The sequence below is a fragment of the Vibrio sp. 1580 genome (assembly GCF_033340055.1).
Genome location: NZ_JAWOVT010000014.1, coordinates 60,724 through 80,960, shown reverse-complemented (window position 1 = coordinate 80,960; position 20,237 = coordinate 60,724). Strand labels below are relative to the sequence as shown.

The following is a 20,237-nucleotide window of genomic DNA, read 5'->3' as shown; positions in this document are numbered from 1 at the left end:
CATGGATTTCAAAGCACTATTCGACAAGCTTAAGCGATCATCTAGTGGTGGTCGCTCCTGCTTTTTGGTTATTCAGCCAGACGCCGTTTATTTATCATCTTCAATCAAAAGTAGTCGTCCATACCAATTTGATATTTCTGAGTCCAATTGGGAAAAAGCCGTTGAGCAAGCATTGAGCGTTGCAGCGAGTGCGTATGATTCATTAACGGTTGTTCTTTCTCATAACTATTACCAGATGTACCAAATCGACAAACCGGTCATGCCGCGTCAAGAATGGCCAGCCGCATTACCGTTTTTGTTGAAAGAACTGATCTCTGAGCGCGCCATCGACATTATTGCCGATGCGGTCGAGTTACCGAATTCAACCAAAGTGCAAGCATACGTCTTATCGCGAAAAATATTGGATAAGATTGTGTTACTGGCCAGTCGATCCCAGTTACCACTAGAAGCAATTCTTCCTGAAGACGATATTTGGGGAGAGACTGCGGGTGAACTAGGAAACTTCCTATTATTACAACGCAGTGTGCGTGGTCATTTCCGTATAAGCGCTTTTGTCGAAAATACTATTGCGTTCCACCGCTCTATTCGCAGTGTGACGCCACCGTTAACGGGGGTTCCGTCTAGCGATTTACAGATGGACAGTCTGTCGTTAGAACTGCAACGTTCGATTGACTATCTTTCATCTCAGTTACGCCACGTGCAATTACATCAATTGAAAGTGTGCTGTGATGAAGAGGATGAGAGCGAGCTTGTTCAGGCTCTGAACTACCGTTTAAGTACTAAGGTTTCACCGTTATTACCACCAGAACATGAGCTATCAGGACATGTTTTGGCTGACACTGCGGCTACTTCAAATACTCGACGCGTCAACTTATATCCCGATTACTTAAAACCGAAAAAAGAGCTCCTGACGCTAAAAAATATCGCGTTATCTTGGGGCGTTGCGGCGGCTGCAATTCTATTTTCTTACGGTTATGTCACCTGGCAGAGCAGCGGTTTGGAAGATGAGATTGCTATTGTAAAAAGTAAAGGCGATATCATGAAGTCAGAGCTTGAACGTTATCAAGTCAAGCTACGTAAACATCAACCTGACAATAATAAGCTGGCAGCTAAAGCCCGCTTAGAGCGTGAAGTCAAGGCGAAGCGAGACTCGCTTAAAGCTGTCGGGAAATACGATGACTCGCAACGCACGGGTTACTCTGGCGTGATGCAATCATTAGCGAAGCTAGGAAACCAAGAAATTTCTTTGTCCGAAATTCGAATCAATACCCATACCTTAGACCTGAAGGGGCTAGCGAAAAAACCGAGCTCAGTGCCAAATTGGGTCAGCCAATTTAAAAACGAAATTAGCTTGGTTGGTCGAACGTTTGACGACGTCAAAATAGGTCGAAATGATAAGGATATTGTGACGTTTGAACTAAAAACGCGCGAGGATAAAGAGAAATGAACGAATTCTGGCTCTCATTAGAAGGGCGCTTTGGCGAAATGAGTACGCGTGAAAAAGTGCTCACCGCATTGTGCGGTTTAGTTGTCGTGATCATGTTGCTCTTTACGCTGGTATTGGAGCCAAAGCTTAACGAGATCATCAGTAATGAGAGGCAACTAAGTAATTTAAAGCAAGCCAATCAAAAGATTGAAATCGATACGCTACGTATTCAGGCGCAACTTAAGAAAGATCCAAATGCTGAGATTGATCGCGCGATATCTAATCTGTTAGCTGAGAGTCAGCATCTTTCGATGCAATTAGCGGAGATCATCGAGCATCTTATTACACCTTCGCAAATGGCTGAGCTGCTTGAAAATGTGTTGGAGCAGCAAAGTGGCATTCACCTTTTGTCTCTGCAAACCTTGCCATCTGAGCCAATAACGGAAGATAAAGAAGCATCGCAATACTCTGGTTACTACGTGCATCCTGTTCGTATGGAACTGACTGGTGACTATTTTTCTATTGCTAATTATCTGAATAAATTGGAGAGCCTTCCTGCGAGTTATTACTGGCGCAGCTTTAGTTATAAAGTCGAAGAGTACCCGAAAGCGAAGCTTGTGTTAGAAGTCTACACACTAGGATCTAGAGAGGAGTTTATTGGTGGTTAACAAACTCATCATCTCATTGCTTGTTATGGCAGCGGCAGGAACCGCTTGGGCAAACCAGGACCCAACGGCCCCACTTGGTTGGGAAAAGCCAGCGGTTGAAACGTCAGCGAAACCAAAAGTTAAACGGTATCGACTGCCTAAGCTCAACAGTATTGTGTGTAAGCCAAGTACTGATTGTATCGCGATTATGGATAACAAACTTGTCGAAAAAGGCGAGCTATTTAAGGGTTATCGCGTCGCGAGCATTAATAGTGAATTTGTAACTTTAAAGCGTGGTAACCGTCAGTGGGACCTAGAGCTTTTTGATTTAAACGTAAAACAATAATAACCAGAGCCCGATCAGATATGCGCAAATTAGTTGTAGGAATAACGATTGCTTCTTTAATGGGATGTTCAATGGGTCATCGGAATCCAGTGGAAGTTAAAGAAGCGCTCAATGAATCGATCAATCAAGCGAACACCCGCACATTGGAAGAAATCCCTTCTTCTGTTGAGGCAGACTTGATGCCAAATTTAGACTCGAACGTTGCATCAGAGCAAGGCACCTCGAAGCGTTTTCGTATTCAAGCGAATGCGGTCGATGCAAGAAGCTTTTTCGCCTCGTTGGTGAAAGGCACAGAGTACAGCGTGGCGATTCACCCATCGGTACAAGGTAATATCACCGTCAACTTGTCAGATGTGACATTGGATGAAGTTCTGAATGTCGTACAGAATATGTATGGCTATGACGTGGTGAAGTCTGGCAAAGTTATTCAAATCTACCCAGCAGGTATGCGTACTGTGACCATTCCAGTCGATTACCTACAGTTCAAGCGTTCTGGTCGCTCGTTAACCAGCATTGTTACGGGCTCTGTAACCTCGGCTGGTACGTCTAATTCTGGTGGTAGCTCAGACAGTTCTGACTCGTCAGACTCTAACAATGGAAACAACAACGATAGCTCGACCACATCTACGGGCGGTACACGCATTGAAACCATCACTGAAAGTGATTTCTGGCCGATGCTGCAGCAAGCTGTTGCGAATCTAATTGGTTCAGGCAAAGGGCAAAGTGTGGTTGTAACGCCACAAGCGGGAGTTATTACGGTTCGAGCATTTCCAGATGATATTCGCGAAGTACGCGAGTTCTTAGGTGTATCGCAGGAGCGCATGCAGCGCCAGGTCATTCTTGAAGCTAAAATCCTAGAAGTGACGTTGAATGATGGCTACCAACAAGGCATCAACTGGTCAAACTTATCGGCGTCAATTGGTAACTCGGGTAGTATCGTAGTCAACCGCCCTGCATCGGCATTACCACCATTGGATGCGATTGGCACGCTATTGGGCGGTCAAACCAACGTGACGATTTCGGATGGTAACTTCAATGCTGTATTGAGCTTCATGTCTACGCAAGGTGACTTGAACGTCCTTTCGAGCCCTCGTATTACCGCTGCCAACAACCAAAAATCTGTCATCAAGGTCGGTACCGATGAGTACTTTGTTACAGAGCTATCGAGCAATGCAGGCAACGGTGAAAACTCAAATGCAGTTCCTGAAGTGGAACTGACGCCATTCTTCTCGGGTATTTCCCTCGATGTGACTCCGCAAATTGATAACAAAGGCAATGTGTTCCTGCATGTTCACCCCGCAGTTATTGAAGTCACGGAAGAAGTGAAGCAATTGAACTTGGGCGGAGATTTCCAAAACATCCAACTGCCATTAGCGAAAAGCTCTATTCGTGAATCAGACTCGGTTATTCGTGCTAAAGATGGCGATGTTGTGGTTATCGGCGGGTTGATGAAACAGCAAAATCGTGAGCTTGTTTCTAAAGTCCCATTTTTGGGCGATGTACCAGCACTGGGGCACTTGTTCCGCAACGTGAATAACGTAACTGAGAAAACAGAATTGGTCATCTTGCTAAAACCGACCGTAGTTGGCGTGAACTCTTGGCAGAAAGAGCTAGAGCGCTCTCGTGATCTGCTGCAAGAGTGGTTCCCAGATGCGCAATAAGCGCTGGGAAAGGTTCTGTTTTTCAATAGGTTTGTGATTCGAGTATGTACTTGTCACACTTTGGGTTCCGAGTTCAGCCTTTTTCGTTAACCCCAAATACCGAAATGTTCTTGGGGTTAGTCCCTCACTATGAGGCGATCCAAACCATCCTAGCTGCCGTGCAAATGGGAGAAGGGGTGATTAAGGTGACGGGAGAAGTCGGCACTGGAAAAACCATGGTATGCCGTAAGCTGATCGAGCAGATTGAATCTGAAGTTGAGCTTATTTACTTACCCAATCCAGTGTTGAATGGGGAACAGTTGCAGTTTGCTGTCGCCAGAGAGTTGGGTATCGAGAACGATGATCCGCTGCGCATCGTTTCCCTCATTCAAGAGCACTTGATTCAAGTACATGCCTTGGGAAAGAAAACCGTCTTGATCGTTGATGAAGCGCAAGCTCTTTCCCCACAAGCTTTAGAAACATTGCGTCTATTTGGCAACCTAGAAACGGAACAAGATAAGCTCATTCAATTGGTGTTATTCGGACAACCTGAGTTGGATGAAAGATTGGCTAACCATGAGCTAAGGCAATTTCGTCAACGCATTACGTTTAGCTGCCAGTTACGTCCTCTCTCTATCGATGAAGGCGTGGCTTACATCAATAATCGTTTAGATAAAGCAGGCAATGGGGCGCACATTTTTTCTATTGAACAGAAAAAAGCGATTTGGCGTTCATCCATGGGGATCCCGCGCTTGATAAACCAAATTAGCCACAAGTCGTTGCTTGCTGCATTTAATGATCGTTGCACACTATTAAAAAATCATCACGTTTACGCCGCTATGCACGATACGTTTGATGCCCGTAAACCTAAGTTTAAAACACCCGTATTTTGGGGATGGAGTCAACCTTGAGTGCCATCAATAAAGCATTATCAGAACTTGCTGAAAAAACATCGCCGTCAGAGCTTACTCGTGCGGAGATTCCAAGTGTCTCACGCAGTAAACCTTGGCTTTGGCTTGTGGCCGGTTTTTCGTTAAGCCTTGCGGTTGGTAGCTGGGCGGTCTCTCGCGGTCCTGTTCCTTCAGGCGAGCTATCACAATTTCAAACCGACGCTATGCCATTGTCGTCTGTGAATGTCTCACCAATTGTTTCATCGGAGCGCACTCACTCGCCAACGAGTAAAATGACGCCCGATACAACTCATGTGGTTTACACCAAACCAGCCACGCAGCCAGTAGCGCAACAGCCTCACATGCAAGAGACTGATAGGTTCACGCCAAGATCTGAGATAAATACCGCCTCTGAAGAGGCAGTTTTACTCGCGCAGTTAGCAACGATGCCGAGCGAGGAACAATACGATCCCGTAACCCACACGACATCAGAAAACAGCTCAATGCGTATTGAGCAGGTTGAGCTTACACATCGTCAGCTTTCTCTTAAGGCAGTTAGTCGAGCGGAAAAAGCACTCGATGCTAACGATATGCAAACGGCGTTATCGGCTTATGCCGAGGCGTTGCGTTATGAGCCAATGAATGCAGACACGCGTCAAAAGCTATCAGCGTTGTACTTTGGTAAAGGTGACACGCGTAAAGCATATGAGATTATTCAAGAAGGTATCAACCTAGATACGAACAACCAAGTACTTCGCTTGGCCTTGTCTAAGTTGTTAGTGAAAGCTAATCAACCTGAAGCGGCGCTGAGCCCGCTTGTTCATTTGCCTCCAGTACCAAGTCGAGATTACTTGGCGATGCGTGCGGCATTGGCACAAAAACACAAGCAAAATGACATTGCGCTTGAGAGCTATCAACTCCTAACTCAGCGTGAGCCGGAAAACGCGCGCTGGTGGTTAGGTTTGGCTATTCAACAAGAGCGCGCCCTGGCTTTTACTGCCGCGATCAACTCTTACAACCAAGCTCTGGGTAAAGTTGGCATTTCGAATCAATCGCAAGCATTTATCCGTGACCGTTTGAGCATCTTGAAAGAGTTGGAGAGCGCACAATGAAAATTCAGTTGAGAAAACGCTTGGGCGATCTTCTGGTTGAGGAAGGTATCGTCTCTGAAGAACAAATCCAGCAAGCACTAAACGCACAACGCAGTACCGGGCAGAAGCTAGGGGATGCGTTAATTGACCTTGGCTTTATTACCGAAAAGCAAATGTTGGACTTCTTGTCTCAGCAGCTTGGTTTGCCACTGATCGATCTTGGTCGTGCACCTGTGGATGCCGAAGCCGTGCAGATTTTACCTGAGGTACACGCACGTCGCTTACGTGCGATGGTCGTTGCTCGAAATGGGGACACACTGCGCGTTGCTATGAGTGACCCTGCGGACTTGTTCATCCAAGAATCATTGATGAACTTGTTAGGTCAATACAACCTTGAGTTCATTGTTGCTTCAGAGCGTCAGCTTATTTCAAGCTTTGACCGTTATTACCGCCGTACTAAAGAGATAGCCTCCTTTGCTGAACAGCTGCATGAAGAGCATAAAGATGTACAAAGCTTTGATTACGGTATTGATGAGGCCGACAGTGAAGAGGTTACCGTTGTAAAGCTGGTTAATTCCATGTTTGAAGATGCGGTACAGGTTGGAGCTTCGGATATTCATATTGAGCCAGACGATCAAGTATTGCGTTTACGCCAGCGTATTGATGGCGTATTGCATGAAACGCTCTTAAATGAAGTGAATATTGCATCGGCTTTGGTTCTTCGACTGAAGTTGATGGCACACCTAGATATTTCTGAAAAGCGCTTGCCGCAAGATGGCCGATTCAATATCAAAGTTCGTGGCCAATCAATTGATATTCGTATGTCGACGTTACCAACGCAGTACGGAGAATCCGTAGTAATGCGTCTGCTTAACCAGTCCGCTGGTTTGCGTCCGTTAGAAGAGTCGGGCTTGCCGCCAGACTTGCTTGCTCGCTTACGTCGACAGTTGGCGCGTCCGCATGGCATGATTTTGGTTACCGGGCCGACAGGTTCCGGTAAAACCACCACGCTTTACGGTGCATTGAGTGAGCTCAACGAACCTGGGAAAAAGATCATTACAGCAGAGGACCCGGTTGAATATCGTCTGCCTCGCATCACTCAGGTACAGGTTAACAGTAAGATCGATCTAACTTTCTCGCGTGTTCTTAGAACCTTTTTACGTCAAGACCCAGACATCATTCTTGTTGGTGAGATGCGTGATCAAGAGACAGTAGAAATTGGTCTGCGAGCTGCACTAACGGGTCACTTAGTATTGAGTACTCTCCACACCAACGATGCTGTCGACAGTGCGTTACGTATGATCGACATGGGTGCGCCGGGTTACTTGGTTGCTAGTGCAGTCAGAGCCGTGGTGGCGCAGCGTCTTGTGCGCCGAGTTTGCCCAGATTGTAAAACAGAAGACCACTTAGATGAGTCTCGCCAGCAGTGGTTAGCTGGGCGTTTCCCAAATCAAGTTAGCACCATTTTTTATAAAGGCGCAGGTTGCCAAAACTGTAACTTGACTGGTTATCGAGGCCGGATCGGTGTGTTTGAAATGCTCGAACTTGAGCAAGAGATGATGGATAAATTGCGCGCCAATGATGCGGTTGGCTTTGCGCAAGCCGCGCGCCGCTCAGAAAACTATAAGCCACTGCTTGCTTCTGCAATGGAACTGGCGCTACAAGGCACAGTCAGTTTGGATGAAGTGATGACCCTAGGTGAGGGTGATGCTTCTGGTAAGACTGATCCCATTTTCATATAGGTAAGTGAATGCCAACTTTTCGTTATCAAGGCCGCACGCTAGACGGCTCACCCACTAACGGCAAAATCGAAGCAGTGAACTCAGAAGCTGCGGCGGAAGCATTGATGAACAAAGGGGTCATCCCGCTCAATGTACGGTTAGAGAAAGAGTCGGCAAAAAGCCAAGTGAGCTTGTCTAAGCTGTTTGTGCCTGCTATTCCGTTGGAAGTAATTATTCTTTTCTCTCGTCAGTTGTTTAGTTTGACTAAAGCTGGCGTACCTTTGCTGCGCTCTATGCGTGGCTTGTTGCAAAATTGCGAAAACAAACAGCTCAAAGAGGCGCTAGAAGATGTCGTTTCTGAACTGAGTAATGGCCGAGGTTTGTCTTCTGCGATGCAGCAACACAGTAAAGTATTCAGCCCACTGTTCGTTTCTATGATCAACGTCGGTGAGAATACGGGTCGGCTTGACCAAGCGCTATTGCAACTGGCGAATTACTACGAACAGGAACTTGAGACTCGCAAACGCATTAAAGCGGCGATGCGTTATCCAACGTTTGTCATTATCTTTATCACCATCGCCATGTTTGTATTGAATATCTTGGTGATCCCTGAGTTTGCATCGATGTTCACGCGCTTTGGGGTTGAGCTACCATTGCCGACGCGTATTTTGATCGCTACTTCTAATTTCTTTGTTAATTATTGGGTGTTGCTGGTTGTAGCAATGATTGGCGCGTTTACGGTGTTCAGAGCGTGGGTGGCGACGGCTGATGGTCGGGAGAAGTTCGATAAGTTTCGGCTTCGGCTGCCAATTGTAGGCGATATCGTTAATCGTGCGCAGCTTTCTCGTTTTGCCAGAACCTTTTCATTGATGCTGAAATCAGGGGTGCCACTTAACCAGTCTTTGGCTTTGGCCGGGGAAGCATTAGGGAACCGTTTTTTAGAAAACCGAATTCTTGAGATGAAGTCCGCAATTGAAGCGGGTAGCACCATTTCAGTGACGGCCATCAACAGTAAAATATTCACCCCATTGGTGATTCAGATGATTGCAGTAGGTGAAGAAACTGGTCGTATTGATGAGTTGCTGCTGGAGGTGTCGGACTTTTACGATCGAGAAGTCGATTACGATCTAAAAACGCTGACCGCAAGAATAGAACCATTACTTTTGGTGATTGTAGCAGGCATGGTCATGGTGCTGGCATTGGGTATCTTCCTACCAATGTGGGGAATGCTCGACATCATCAAAGGCGGCTAATAGGTGGTTGAAAATCAAAGCCGAGCAACGCTTATTGTTTTTGGGGTAGTTGCTACGATCATTGCTGTTGGCTTGGCGGTCAAACTACGTCCTGTTACCGAACAAGTACAAGTAACTGGAGCAAAGTTGGCGAGAGTTTGGATGCAAGATAGTGTTCAGCGTTATCGTCAAGCTTGGCTAGTACAAGGCGAGCCAGAACATATGCTGATGGATGGTTTTAACCTTACTATGACTGAGGACGGGTTAGTGTCTCCCTTTACTCAGCAAGGTGTATTAGATTGTGGTTATTGGCTAGCGGTGCATTACCCCCAACGTAAAATAATGACCAACAAGTTAATAGATATCAATGGAGCCATCAAAACTGATCGTTATGTCTGTCACTACACTTATGAAAATGGTCAGTCGATTGTAGTTATCTTAACTGCTAATCAACTGAAAATAGACGTCGAAATGTCGGCGGAGTGAATTTTTTGACACCTAATCACTATAATTGGTAATGAAAGTCGGTATAATGCAATCATTACCATAAGTAACAGGCTGTAATAGTGGGTAAACAATAATGTGTTTTTCTCATTGCAGCATGAACTGAATAATGGCGAATCGTCATTCTGCTCAAGCGGTAGATACAGTATCCACTTCACGGTCAGTTTTAGTGAACGTTGCTGCCCCAAACCGTTTTGACAATATCCAAAATGGTCGCGTGACCTAAACAAAACTTTGCAGTTGTACTGCATGCTTACATAGAGAGAGTAAACAATGAAAAGACAAGGTGGTTTCACCCTTATCGAATTGGTAGTGGTAATTGTAATCCTAGGTATTCTAGCGGTAACTGCAGCGCCACGTTTCCTTAACCTGCAATCTGATGCACGTGAATCAGCTCTTCAAGGTTTGAAAGGGGCTATGGATGGTGCTGCCGGTATTGTATTTGGTAAAGCGGCTATTGAAGGAAAAGAAGCCACATTTGGTCAAACGTTAGAAAATGGTATCCAGACGGACTTTGGTTATCCAAAACCTGATACTAACGGCCTAGTTAAGGCAGTTTCTGGTCTGAATGAAGATTGGGCATGGGCATCAACAGCAAGTGCTTCGGGTGCAGTGGGTACATTAGTTGCTACTTTCCCAACTTCTACGCTGAAAGCAGGCGGCACTGACAATACTGTAGATAAGATTAAAGAGACAGAATGTTACGTTACTTATACCTCTGCGTCAGGTAAAGGTATCGATGAGGGTGCTAAAACAACAGTAACTGACACTAAATGTTAATCAGTTAAGAAGTTCCTTTAAAGGTCAGCTAGTCTGACCTTTATCTCTTTATTTTGGTTAATCTCGGAATAGTTCATATGCGTAAATCATCGGGCCTTAGTGCAATAGAGTTTGTCGTTGTGCTGATTATCTTAGGTGTGATCGGTTATGTGGTATTACCAAGATTTATCAGCTTTGAACCAGAAACTTACGAAGCGAAGTGGGAGCAAACTAAGCAAACCGCCGAGCAGGTTTCTGAAACATTGAGCAATAAAGAAACTTACGATCGAATTGAAGAAGAGATTGGTCGTTCAAAAGGGCAAAATAACTAGACATTGGTTATTTGTTCGTCTGTTCACACTTCGAATCGAAAAATTATAAACCTATCATTAATCTCATAATTTCATCGTATACTTATCTCGCTTGTTCTAAGCCTAAGGTTGGGTTATGAAAATTCGCAGCTCTGCATTAGGGTTCACGTTAATGGAGTTAATCCTCGTGATTGTTCTCCTCTCCATCCTTTCTCTTTTTGCGGCTAGCCGTTTTATCGGCAAGAGCAGCTTTTCTGCATTTGCACTTCAGGAACAAGTCATCTCAGTCATTCGTCAGGTACAAGTTAATCGAATGCAGTCGAATATTGATATACCTGATAAGCCTTACCCAGAACGATGCTTTCCAAGTAGCTATAAATCAGAAGAAGATCCAAGCTATACCAATTTTTGCTTATCAATAACTAGTTCTTGTATTGGTTCAACAGCAGCATGTTCATTGACGGGTAATGCACAAGAGGCTCGCAGTGATGTGGTTATCGATAAGTCGGCTAAGTTTTCAATCATCAATGGTGCAACTAGCCCAATCGAGTTTAACCTGTTAGGTAACCCTGTAAGCGGTGCAGTAAACATCTTAATTGAAGACCAAAATGGCCAAAGCCGCTGTGCAGTAAACATCAATAGTCAAGGCTATGTTTCCAAAGGATCATGCTTATGAGAAAAGTTCGCGGCATGACCTTAATTGAAATGATCATCGCGATTGTCTTAATGGGCATAGCGATGGTGGCATTCACCTCTTTTCTTGTCCCTCAGATTCGAGATTCCGCCATCCCTCATTATCAAACCCGCGCGGCCGCATTAGGCCAAGGTTTCATGTCTCAGATATTGGCGCGAGGCTTCGATGAAAACAGCGACTTTGATGGTGGTTTAGTCCGCTGTGGTGAGACTGTCCTTGGTGGTAAGGATTGTTCCACAAGTCTTGGGGCAGATAGCGATGAATCAAACCCAGCTAGTTTTAATGATGTCGATGACTATATCGGTTGCTGGTATACGAAAAGCACAAAGGCTAAATGTAACTCTACGCCGTTATATGAGCTGAGTAACGTTCTTGGTACGTCTATGGAAAGTGATTACAAGAACTTTCGAGTAGAAGTGAAAGTGCAATACGTTGAATCAGACGGTACGGGTGTAAATAATCCTTCACTGGAAGAGATCACGGCTTATAAACGAGTCACTATGACTATTTACGCCGGACAAACACAGCCTTTAACACTGTCTGCGATAAGGGGAAACTACTAATGAAAAATCGTGGTTTCACTTTAATAGAAATGGTCATCACTATTGTGGTTGGTAGTTTTATCATGCTCGGAATTGCTGGCTATTTGCAGTTAGGAGCAAAGGGCTATGCCGACACTATCGATAGGCAGAAACTACAAACTCAGGCTCAGTTCGTTATTGAGAAAATGTCTCGAGAAATTCGTCATGCGGTGCCGAATAGCTTTTTTATTGATGAGAGTGAAAAAAACTGCCTGATGTTTATGCCGATAGAGCATTCTGGTTTTTATGCGATTTCTGGAAATGATATACAGTTTGTGGTTGGCTTTTTTGGTGACAATGCTCCCGAGCTTGATAGTGGCTTGAAAATGGTGATTAACCCAACACGGCTAAGTGATTTAACCTCATCCACTCATAGTGTTGATGTTGGAGCGCTTTCTCCAGATTCGGATAAAGCATATAAGATTATTGATGGCGCTAGTTTAGTAACCAGTCGCTCCGTTTCTAATCGACACTATCTCTATGATCCATCTAAGTCAGTGAAATATTGCTTTGTAGGCCCACAGATACAGCGTAACGGCGAAATAATTGCCGACAATCTTATTTATGTTGATGATCAATCTCAGAGTTATTTCAAATATGACGATAAATTGCTTCATCGAGGCGGGCTCGTGCATCTGAGGTTCGTGTTTGAACAGTCCGGTGAAAGTAGTGTGTACCAACAAGATGTGCAGGTGCTGAATGTTCCATAATAAGCAAAAAGGCAATGTGTTAATTGTGACGCTCTTTGTCATTATCGTAATGGGGTATTTGGCTGCGTCACTAATGAAAGTGACTTGGTCTAATCAAAGTGGTTTAACGCGTGAGTTTTTGGGTACAAAGGCATGGTTTACTGCTCAATCGAGTAATGACTGGGTGTTAACTCAGTTTTTCCCTTTAGATGAATCTGCTGCTGTTGCAACCCGTTGCGATGCTATCGAGGCAGAAAGCGTTAAGCCCGACAGCGGCTTGTTCGATCAGGCATGCAAAGTGACAACGATTGAATGTCAGAAGGCAGGTAAGCTACCAGGTGACTTTCCTGGTAAAGAAGTGGAGCTATATGTGGTTAAAAGTGTGGCTGTTTGTGGTTCTGGAGTGTCTAAAGTTCAACGTCAGCAAGAAGTTTGGGTAAGGGAGTAAAATACAATGAAAAAAATAATAACATCGTTACTTACGGTAGCGCTTTTCCTTTTTTCGTCAATCAGTTTTGCTGCAGTAAATAACAACCCTCAGTTTGAATTTGGCACTGTGCCAGCAGATAAATGTACTGTAGCAGGGCCAAGTGTGACTTGTGACATCGAGTTTCAGAATTCTTACTCACAACCTCCTCTGGTTTTTGTTATGCCGACGATCGATGCGAGTCGCTCTAACTTTGATAGCAAGACCACAGAATACCCTTCAGATTTGAAAATCTGGTCTATCAGTTCATCCAAAGCAACAATAAAGCAGTTATTACCTCCTCACAGAGCCGCTTGCCGCTATCTAAAATACAATCGTAAAAACGATAAATGGCAATGTAAAAACACTGGCGAGAGAATAACTTATGTTGATGCACCTATGAATGATATTGACTACTTGGTAATGGAACCAGGCGTTATTAAGTTTGATAGTGGTGCCATGCTTGTTGCAGGCAAAGTGAGCTCTAAACATACATTTTCTAATAAGCCTGATGGGACAAATAACATCAGCAAGCAGGTTAATTTTATTAACTTTGGTTTGAACACTGCTTTTTCAAAGCCACCAGGTGTTTTGGTTCAAATTCAAACTCGAAACAATATGGTTGGTAGCCAACCACTTTGGCTAAATACGATCGCTCTAGATCCTACTCGTACAGGCTTTTCATTAATCATTGACCGCTCTGAAGTGACAAAAAATGCGGTACTTGATCAACCTGAAGAAGTGGCGTTTGTGGCAGGCTATGGTGAAGGTTTTACTCAAGGGCGAAAATTTTGGCTAGGTAATGGTTCAACCCGTAATACGCTTAGCGCTCTGAATGATAATGTCATTAAACCAGTTACTGAGGGCTGTAAGCAGCTTAGCTACTTCCCGGTTACTGGCTTCAAATCTGCTCCGGTTTTATTGGCGTCTAAGCGTACTCGAAATGGTAATAACGGTGGTTGGCTAAGGCGTTGTTCTGTGACTAAAACCAGCGTTGCTTTGATTAATGAAGAAGATATGGATAGAGATGCTGAACGTGGTCACGTTGTTGAGCCGTTTTCATACTTCTTATTCGATAAGCCTCCTACAAGTGAAATTTGTGAGTTGTTTCCATCTCCAGTTCAAACTTGGACTGGCAATTCTAATGCGCTTCTAAAGATGAAAAATAATGCTCGGATTTCAGGGGCCCCTTATGTGAACGGTAAGCGTTACGTTGGTTTTCCTCAGTCGAAAATTACTTTAGAAAATAATGCATCATGTGACGATGAAGGTTGTTTTGGTAATGAAGGACTGATGATTAAACGGTTGGAATTAGAGAGTTTTAAGACTAGCTCTAAAGAGGTTGTTGTCGATCATCAGGAGAGTAAAACATTTTCTAGTTATGAGGTACTGGAAAAACTAGAAGTGAAAAACAATGCTAAAGTTACATTTAAAACGGGAACTTACTGGATAGAAGAGCTAAAGGTTGATAACAGCGCACAAATAAATATTCCAGACTCACAAAAAGTGCAAATTCATGTGAAAAAGCTGGAGCTGAAAAACAATGCGAAATTTTATACAGTCGGAAAAGCCGAGCTGATAATCATTGGTCATGGTAACGATAAAATTACTCTTGATAACAGTGCTGAATTGACAGGACTGCTCTATACAGAAGCAAGTGTAGAGTTAAAAAACAATGCAGTAGTTTATGGTGCGGTTACTGCTCGAAGTATTTCGATGGATAACTCGGCAAGTATCATTGCTACAGACAACCACTGTTTTACACCTTCAGATGATTATGAAGTAACGCTATCACCAGCAGCACAATATGCGTTGATGTGCGGAACAGAACAACCTAGTTTTGCAATAGAAACCAAGAACAATGGCTATGCGGAAAGCACTGGCGTTACTGTGCAGGTTTACCCTGATGCAGATAATTTTTCTATAGATGTTGTAGAAAGCACTGGTACTGGCTCTTATCCTAGCTTTACGACAAGCAATGTGTCTTCGAAACTTGGTAAGTTGAAACTGCAAGTGAGCGTTAAAGATCAAAGTAGTATTGATCTTGATGAAGAATATACGTTAAAAGTTACAGTGGACAATGACTCATCAAAAACGCAGACATCAACTTTCAAGTTTGTGCCATTTAAATTTTCAGCTGACGACCAGTATGTAATCGCAGGAAAGCTGAAAGAGGTTGAAGTAAAGGCTCAGGCATGCAATGACGATAATGAAGTTGACGATATTGACTATGACGGTAAGCCGGATGTTTCATATCAATGGGTACGCCCTGCATCAGGTGCTGTTGGCTCTTTAACTTACTCCCCATCATTTTCCAGTGGAAAATCTTCTAAAGGTTTAACTCTGGAAGATTCAGGTGAAATGTTAGTTACTCTGACTGATGATAACTTCACTTGTAGTGGTGATGATTGTCCGATTGAAGGTGACGGAAATACGAAGACACTAAAAGGCCAGTTCACCGTCTATTCACGTCCTTGGACATTTGCGATTTGTTCTCCGGATGATACGAATATGGATGGCAGTATTACGGATTCCAGTAGTGCAGCATTTACCGCAGCAGGGAACTCTTTTGAACTCTCTGTCCGTCCATTGCGCTGGGTGTCAGATGGTGATGACAGTGATCCCGAAGATGGAACAACAGAAATAGAAATATCCGGCTATTGTAGTTCACCCGTCACTCAGAATTTCTTTATTGCGGGTAGTGCGATCACATCAACGGTCGGATTGACGCATTCAGTCGCTGAGCCTGATGGTGGAGATGATGGTTCTCTTTCTGGCACTTTGGTCTATAGCAATAGCGCGGGAACCAATAATACCTATCTGTTGTACAGTAGGCTTTCATGGAGCGAAGTAGGGGTATTGAAAGTAACCGCAGATACTCAGGCAAATTATTTGGGTATGAATGTTAACCCCGGCTATCGTGATATCGGACGTTTTTATCCTGCCTGGTTGAGCTTAGTAAGCAATAACTGGGATTATGCGTCTGACCATGATGGCTTCATGTACATGAGTCAGCCTATCAGTTATGACTTTGTGGTCGAAGCACAAAATATGGATGGCGAAGCTACTACCAATTACAGTAGTTTCAGCTCTGATTTAATTGCTGATGTCCAACTGCTGGCTGTGGACACGGATGATAACGAAGACATTAGCGATCGGGTGGAAAATTATTATCTAAACTACTGGGATGGCAGTGACTCATGGTCAGGATCACAGCTGTCAGTATCAAACCAGTCTTTCCAATTTAATAAATCAGAAACCAATAGTTCTCCGTTAACGACTGAAGCAGATGGGCCATTTACAAATGGATTTGGATTACTAGTGGCAGATAAAGTGGATGATGTCGACTTTCTTACTTCAGAAGATACCAACCTCGAATTAAATGACGATATTGGTAAGTCTTTTCCAACTCAACCAGATATTCGCTATGGCCGAATGGCAATGGATGATGTCGGTGGTACTTCTGTCAGTACCATCAATATTCCTCTGCGTACAGAATACTGGAATGGTTCTCGCTTTATCACTAATACTGATGACTCTGCTTCTGATTATTCTTCTGATGAAGACTATGTTTGTTATCAAGAGGTGTGGTCTGAAGCTTCTGGTTCAGACGGTTCGTTGAATGGAGTAACAAAGACAGTTGATTCAGGTGTCAACGACGAACTTTATGCTACTCCATATTCCGAAGATTATAGTAGCTCAATACGCCAACAATTACGCTTCTGGCTGAGAATGGATGATACTAGTACGACATCTCCGCAAACGTTGGAAACTGATTATGTTACTTGTGGAAGTAGCTACATGAGTCAACCTTGGCTCCAATATAACTGGAGAGGGAAAGGAGATGAAGACCCATCCTCCGTCGTCACCTTTGGTATTCATCGAGGTAACGATCGCGTGATTTACCGTGGTGAGCCAGGGTTAACCGGACAGTAACAACTTAGGTTTTTGCCCTTAAGTTAGGAAACTGCAAGAAATTGAGGCTTTCTGCTCATGTTTGTGTACCAATACCTTGCTGTGACAGCGAGGCATTGGTACATTTAGAGCAATTTTTGTCTTCTATATTTTTGCAGGATGAGCGAAGAGTATGTTTAAGAAACTTCGTGGCATGTTTTCTAACGATCTATCTATCGATTTAGGTACAGCCAACACTCTAATTTACGTAAAAGGGCAAGGAATTGTCCTTGATGAACCTTCTGTAGTTGCTATTCGTCAAGATCGTGTAGGTTCTGCAAAAAGCGTTGCTGCAGTCGGTCACGCAGCAAAACAGATGCTTGGTCGTACACCTGGCAACATTTCCGCTATTCGCCCAATGAAAGACGGCGTAATCGCTGACTTCTACGTAACCGAAAAAATGCTTCAGCACTTTATCAAGCAAGTGCACGATAACAGTATCCTAAAGCCAAGCCCACGTGTTCTTGTTTGTGTTCCTTGTGGTTCTACCCAAGTTGAGCGTCGCGCAATTCGTGAATCAGCACTTGGTGCTGGTGCCCGTGAAGTTTACCTAATCGACGAGCCAATGGCGGCGGCAATTGGTGCTGGTTTACGTGTATCTGAGCCGACAGGTTCAATGGTGGTCGATATCGGTGGTGGTACAACTGAAGTTGCCGTTATCTCTCTAAACGGTGTGGTTTACTCATCGTCTGTACGTATCGGTGGTGACCGCTTTGATGAAGCTGTGATCAACTACGTACGTCGTAACTACGGCAGCTTGATTGGTGAAGCAACGGCTGAAAAGATCAAACACGAAATCGGTTCTGCTTACCCTGGTGATGAAGTTCAAGAGATTGAAGTTCGCGGTCGTAACCTTGCAGAGGGTGTACCACGAAGCTTTAGCTTGAACTCAAACGAGATCCTAGAAGCGCTTCAAGAGCCGCTATCTGGCATCGTATCAGCAGTCATGGTTGCACTAGAACAGTGTCCTCCAGAGCTTGCTTCAGACATTTCTGAAAACGGTATGGTACTAACCGGTGGTGGTGCACTACTTAAAGACCTAGACCGTCTACTAATGGAAGAAACTGGTATTCCTGTGGTTATCGCGGAAGATCCACTAACGTGTGTTGCGCGTGGTGGCGGTAAAGCACTAGAAATGATCGACATGCACGGTGGCGATCTGTTCTCTGAAGAATAAAGGTTTAGGTGAAGCTCATGTCGGGCTTCACCTTCATTTCTGCTCTCTCTGTAATTCAAACATGCTCCATACCTAAAAGTATTTAGTTAAGTATTTTTAGGTGCCAAGTAAGGCTCAATAATCATGGAAGCAATCAGGTCAAAAACAAGATGAAACCGATTTTCGGCAGAGGTCCGTCTCTGCAATTACGTCTGTTTTTTGCTGTCATCGTGTCGGCGAGCTTAATGCTGGCCGATAGTCGTCTAGATACGTTTTCCAACGTTCGATACCTACTAAACAGTATGGTTGCACCGATTCAGTACGCAGCGAATTTGCCTCGTAGTATGTTCGATGGCGTATTTGAACGTTTTAATTCTCATCAGGCATTGGTTGAAGGCAATCGCAGCTTAAAGCGAGAAGTGCTACGCCTGAAAAGCGAGCTTATCTTGCTCGACCAATATAAAGAAGAAAACCAACGCCTACGTAAGTTGTTAGGATCTTCATTTGTCCGTGATGAAAAGAAAGTCGTGACAGAAGTAATGGCGGTGGATACTTCACCTTATCGTCATCAAGTGGTGATCGATAAAGGCCGTATTGATGGTGTTTACGTTGGTCAGCCTGTTATCAACGAGAAAGGCATCGTTGGTCAGGTTACGTTTGTCGCAGCGCACAACGCACGTGTTCTGCTGCTAACGGACGCGAAAAATGCAATTCCTGTCCAGGTGATCCGCAATGATATCCGAGTGATCGCATCGGGCAATGGTGAAATGGATGAAATCCAACTGGAGCACATTCCAACCAGCACAGATATTCAGGTTGGTGATTTATTGGTGACATCCGGTTTAGGTGGTATTTACCCTGAGGGATACCCAGTCGCGACGGTTACCAATGTGGATCACGATACGCGTCAAGAGTTCGCTTCAATCAAGGCTGAGCCGGTTGTGGAGTTTGATCGCTTACGCTACCTACTGCTGATTTGGCCGAATGAAGACCGTCAACACAAAGTACTGCGGTCCAATGTAGATGAAGGGTTAGAGCAAGAACAAGAGGTAACCGATGGCCAATAATGTATTGAGTAGCCGAATGGTGATTGGCGTCAGTTTCTTCGTTGCGCTGGTACTGCAAACCATTCCATGGCCAGGTGTGTTAGATGTGTTACGTCCGTCATGGTTGTTCCTTGTCACGTGTTATTGGGTGTTGGCACTACCACACCGAGTGAACGTCGGAACTGCGCTAGTGTTGGGCTTATTGTGGGATATCTTGATCGGCTCAACGCTTGGAATTCGTGGCATGATGATGTCGATCGTTATCTACCTTGTGGCGCTGAATTTCCTGTTGATTCGCAACATGGCTTTGTGGCAACAGTCGATTTTAATTGCCTTTTTTACTGCGTTATTGGAAGTTCTGATATTCTGTGGGGAATATTTGAACCAGGACGTAGTATTTAATCCATTATCTCTGTGGACGGCGGCAATAAACTGTATACTTTGGCCATGGATGTTTTTATTAATGCGACGAGTTCGTCGTGCATGGCACGTAAGGTAAAGCGGTGAAGAAAAGCTTATCTCTCGTTCTCGCATCGGGTTCTCCGAGAAGAAAAGAGCTGCTTGCTCAACTGGGTTATGATTTTGAGATCGTATTGCCTGATATTGAGGAAGCGAAACAGGCTCATGAGCAAGCACGAGATTACGTATTGCGTCTTTCTTTGGAAAAAGCTCAGGCAGGCTTAGCGTTGGCTAAGCCTGATTCCGTTGTATTGGGCTCTGATACGGTCGTAGTATGCGATGACCGTGTGCTAGAAAAACCAAAAAGTTTTGAAGATTCAAAGCGTATGCTTACTGACTTATCGGGTCGTCGCCATCAAGTGATGACTGCGGTGAGCGTTGTATCATCGGAACAACAACATTCAGTGGTCGTTACCACTGACGTGTGGTTCAAACCACTGACTCACGAAGAAATCGAACAATATTGGCAGTCAGGAGAGCCATGCGATAAAGCTGGAAGTTATGGTATTCAGGGACTCGGAGGGCGATTTGTCACCCGAATCGAAGGCAGTTATCACGCTGTAGTAGGCTTACCTTTGTTCGAAACCGATCAGCTAATTCAAGAATTTTTATAATTGTTTTGAGG

20 protein-coding genes are annotated in these 20,237 nt (G+C 44.4%); all 20 read left to right on the top strand.

The genetic code is table 11. The features are described 5' to 3' along the window. Window position 1 precedes the first annotated feature (1 nt). The 20 genes from R7093_RS19875 to R7093_RS19780 all read left to right on the top strand — a co-directional run bounded on the left by R7093_RS19875 (window position 2) and on the right by R7093_RS19780 (window position 20,226). Window positions 2–1,447, top strand: coding sequence for a hypothetical protein (locus R7093_RS19875; protein ID WP_047103665.1), 1,446 nt, complete (start codon window positions 2–4; stop codon window positions 1,445–1,447). Beyond that, window positions 1,444–2,094, top strand: coding sequence for a type II secretion system protein GspM (gene gspM, locus R7093_RS19870; protein WP_005381197.1), 651 nt, complete (start codon window positions 1,444–1,446; stop codon window positions 2,092–2,094). The genes R7093_RS19875 and gspM overlap by 4 nt, the downstream gene beginning before the upstream one ends. Further along, window positions 2,087–2,419 carry a hypothetical protein gene (locus tag R7093_RS19865; protein ID WP_005381196.1) on the top strand — a complete coding sequence of 111 codons (333 nt, stop codon included), beginning with the start codon at window positions 2,087–2,089 and terminating at the stop codon, window positions 2,417–2,419. The genes gspM and R7093_RS19865 overlap by 8 nt, the downstream gene beginning before the upstream one ends. 20 nt (window positions 2,420–2,439) lie before the next feature. Then, window positions 2,440–4,080: a pilus (MSHA type) biogenesis protein MshL gene (gene mshL / locus R7093_RS19860; RefSeq protein WP_047103663.1), complete on the top strand. Its 1,641-nt coding sequence runs from the start codon at window positions 2,440–2,442 to the stop codon at window positions 4,078–4,080. Between the two features lie 44 nt (window positions 4,081–4,124). Continuing rightward, the gene (locus R7093_RS19855; protein ID WP_005381192.1) at window positions 4,125–4,970 is read left to right on the top strand and encodes an ExeA family protein; all 846 of its coding nucleotides are present in this window, start codon (window positions 4,125–4,127) and stop codon (window positions 4,968–4,970) included. Continuing rightward, on the top strand, window positions 4,967–6,061 hold the full coding sequence (locus tag R7093_RS19850; protein WP_025767599.1) for a tetratricopeptide repeat protein: 1,095 nt from the start codon (window positions 4,967–4,969) through the stop codon (window positions 6,059–6,061). Before R7093_RS19855 ends, R7093_RS19850 begins: the two co-directional genes overlap by 4 nt. Further along, complete coding sequence (locus R7093_RS19845; protein WP_005381188.1) at window positions 6,058–7,782, top strand: GspE/PulE family protein; 1,725 nt, start codon at window positions 6,058–6,060, stop codon at window positions 7,780–7,782. The genes R7093_RS19850 and R7093_RS19845 overlap by 4 nt, the downstream gene beginning before the upstream one ends. A gap of 8 nt (window positions 7,783–7,790) precedes the next feature. Beyond that, the gene (locus R7093_RS19840; protein ID WP_136977037.1) at window positions 7,791–9,014 is read left to right on the top strand and encodes a type II secretion system F family protein; all 1,224 of its coding nucleotides are present in this window, start codon (window positions 7,791–7,793) and stop codon (window positions 9,012–9,014) included. Between the two features lie 3 nt (window positions 9,015–9,017). Continuing rightward, window positions 9,018–9,479 (top strand): hypothetical protein, encoded by a 462-nt coding sequence (locus R7093_RS19835; RefSeq protein ID WP_047103656.1) that lies wholly within the window; start codon window positions 9,018–9,020, stop codon window positions 9,477–9,479. Window positions 9,480–9,770: 291 nt separating this feature from the next. Continuing rightward, window positions 9,771–10,277 (top strand): type II secretion system protein, encoded by a 507-nt coding sequence (locus R7093_RS19830; protein WP_047103654.1) that lies wholly within the window; start codon window positions 9,771–9,773, stop codon window positions 10,275–10,277. A 77-nt stretch (window positions 10,278–10,354) separates the two neighbouring features. Further along, window positions 10,355–10,588: a type II secretion system protein gene (locus R7093_RS19825; RefSeq protein WP_047103652.1), complete on the top strand. Its 234-nt coding sequence runs from the start codon at window positions 10,355–10,357 to the stop codon at window positions 10,586–10,588. A gap of 115 nt (window positions 10,589–10,703) precedes the next feature. Next, window positions 10,704–11,243: a type II secretion system protein gene (locus R7093_RS19820; RefSeq protein ID WP_047103650.1), complete on the top strand. Its 540-nt coding sequence runs from the start codon at window positions 10,704–10,706 to the stop codon at window positions 11,241–11,243. Next, window positions 11,240–11,824 carry a prepilin-type N-terminal cleavage/methylation domain-containing protein gene (locus R7093_RS19815; protein ID WP_047103647.1) on the top strand — a complete coding sequence of 195 codons (585 nt, stop codon included), beginning with the start codon at window positions 11,240–11,242 and terminating at the stop codon, window positions 11,822–11,824. The genes R7093_RS19820 and R7093_RS19815 overlap by 4 nt, the downstream gene beginning before the upstream one ends. Further along, window positions 11,824–12,552: a PilW family protein gene (locus tag R7093_RS19810; RefSeq protein WP_047103645.1), complete on the top strand. Its 729-nt coding sequence runs from the start codon at window positions 11,824–11,826 to the stop codon at window positions 12,550–12,552. The genes R7093_RS19815 and R7093_RS19810 overlap by 1 nt, the downstream gene beginning before the upstream one ends. Next, the gene (locus R7093_RS19805) at window positions 12,542–12,979 is read left to right on the top strand and encodes a hypothetical protein (RefSeq protein WP_047103642.1); all 438 of its coding nucleotides are present in this window, start codon (window positions 12,542–12,544) and stop codon (window positions 12,977–12,979) included. Before R7093_RS19810 ends, R7093_RS19805 begins: the two co-directional genes overlap by 11 nt. A 6-nt stretch (window positions 12,980–12,985) precedes the next feature. Continuing rightward, complete coding sequence (locus R7093_RS19800) at window positions 12,986–16,933, top strand: DUF6701 domain-containing protein (RefSeq protein ID WP_047103640.1); 3,948 nt, start codon at window positions 12,986–12,988, stop codon at window positions 16,931–16,933. 151 nt (window positions 16,934–17,084) lie between these two features. Further along, entirely contained in the window at window positions 17,085–18,128 is a 1,044-nt protein-coding gene (locus R7093_RS19795) for a rod shape-determining protein (protein WP_005381144.1), read from the top strand. Window positions 18,129–18,277: 149 nt separating this feature from the next. Then, window positions 18,278–19,174 (top strand): rod shape-determining protein MreC, encoded by an 897-nt coding sequence (mreC, locus tag R7093_RS19790; RefSeq protein ID WP_005381142.1) that lies wholly within the window; start codon window positions 18,278–18,280, stop codon window positions 19,172–19,174. Then, window positions 19,164–19,652 carry a rod shape-determining protein MreD gene (gene mreD / locus R7093_RS19785; RefSeq protein ID WP_005381141.1) on the top strand — a complete coding sequence of 163 codons (489 nt, stop codon included), beginning with the start codon at window positions 19,164–19,166 and terminating at the stop codon, window positions 19,650–19,652. The genes mreC and mreD overlap by 11 nt, the downstream gene beginning before the upstream one ends. A 4-nt stretch (window positions 19,653–19,656) precedes the next feature. Further along, entirely contained in the window at window positions 19,657–20,226 is a 570-nt protein-coding gene (locus tag R7093_RS19780) for a Maf family protein (RefSeq protein WP_005381139.1), read from the top strand. Window positions 20,227–20,237: the final 11 nt, after the last annotated feature.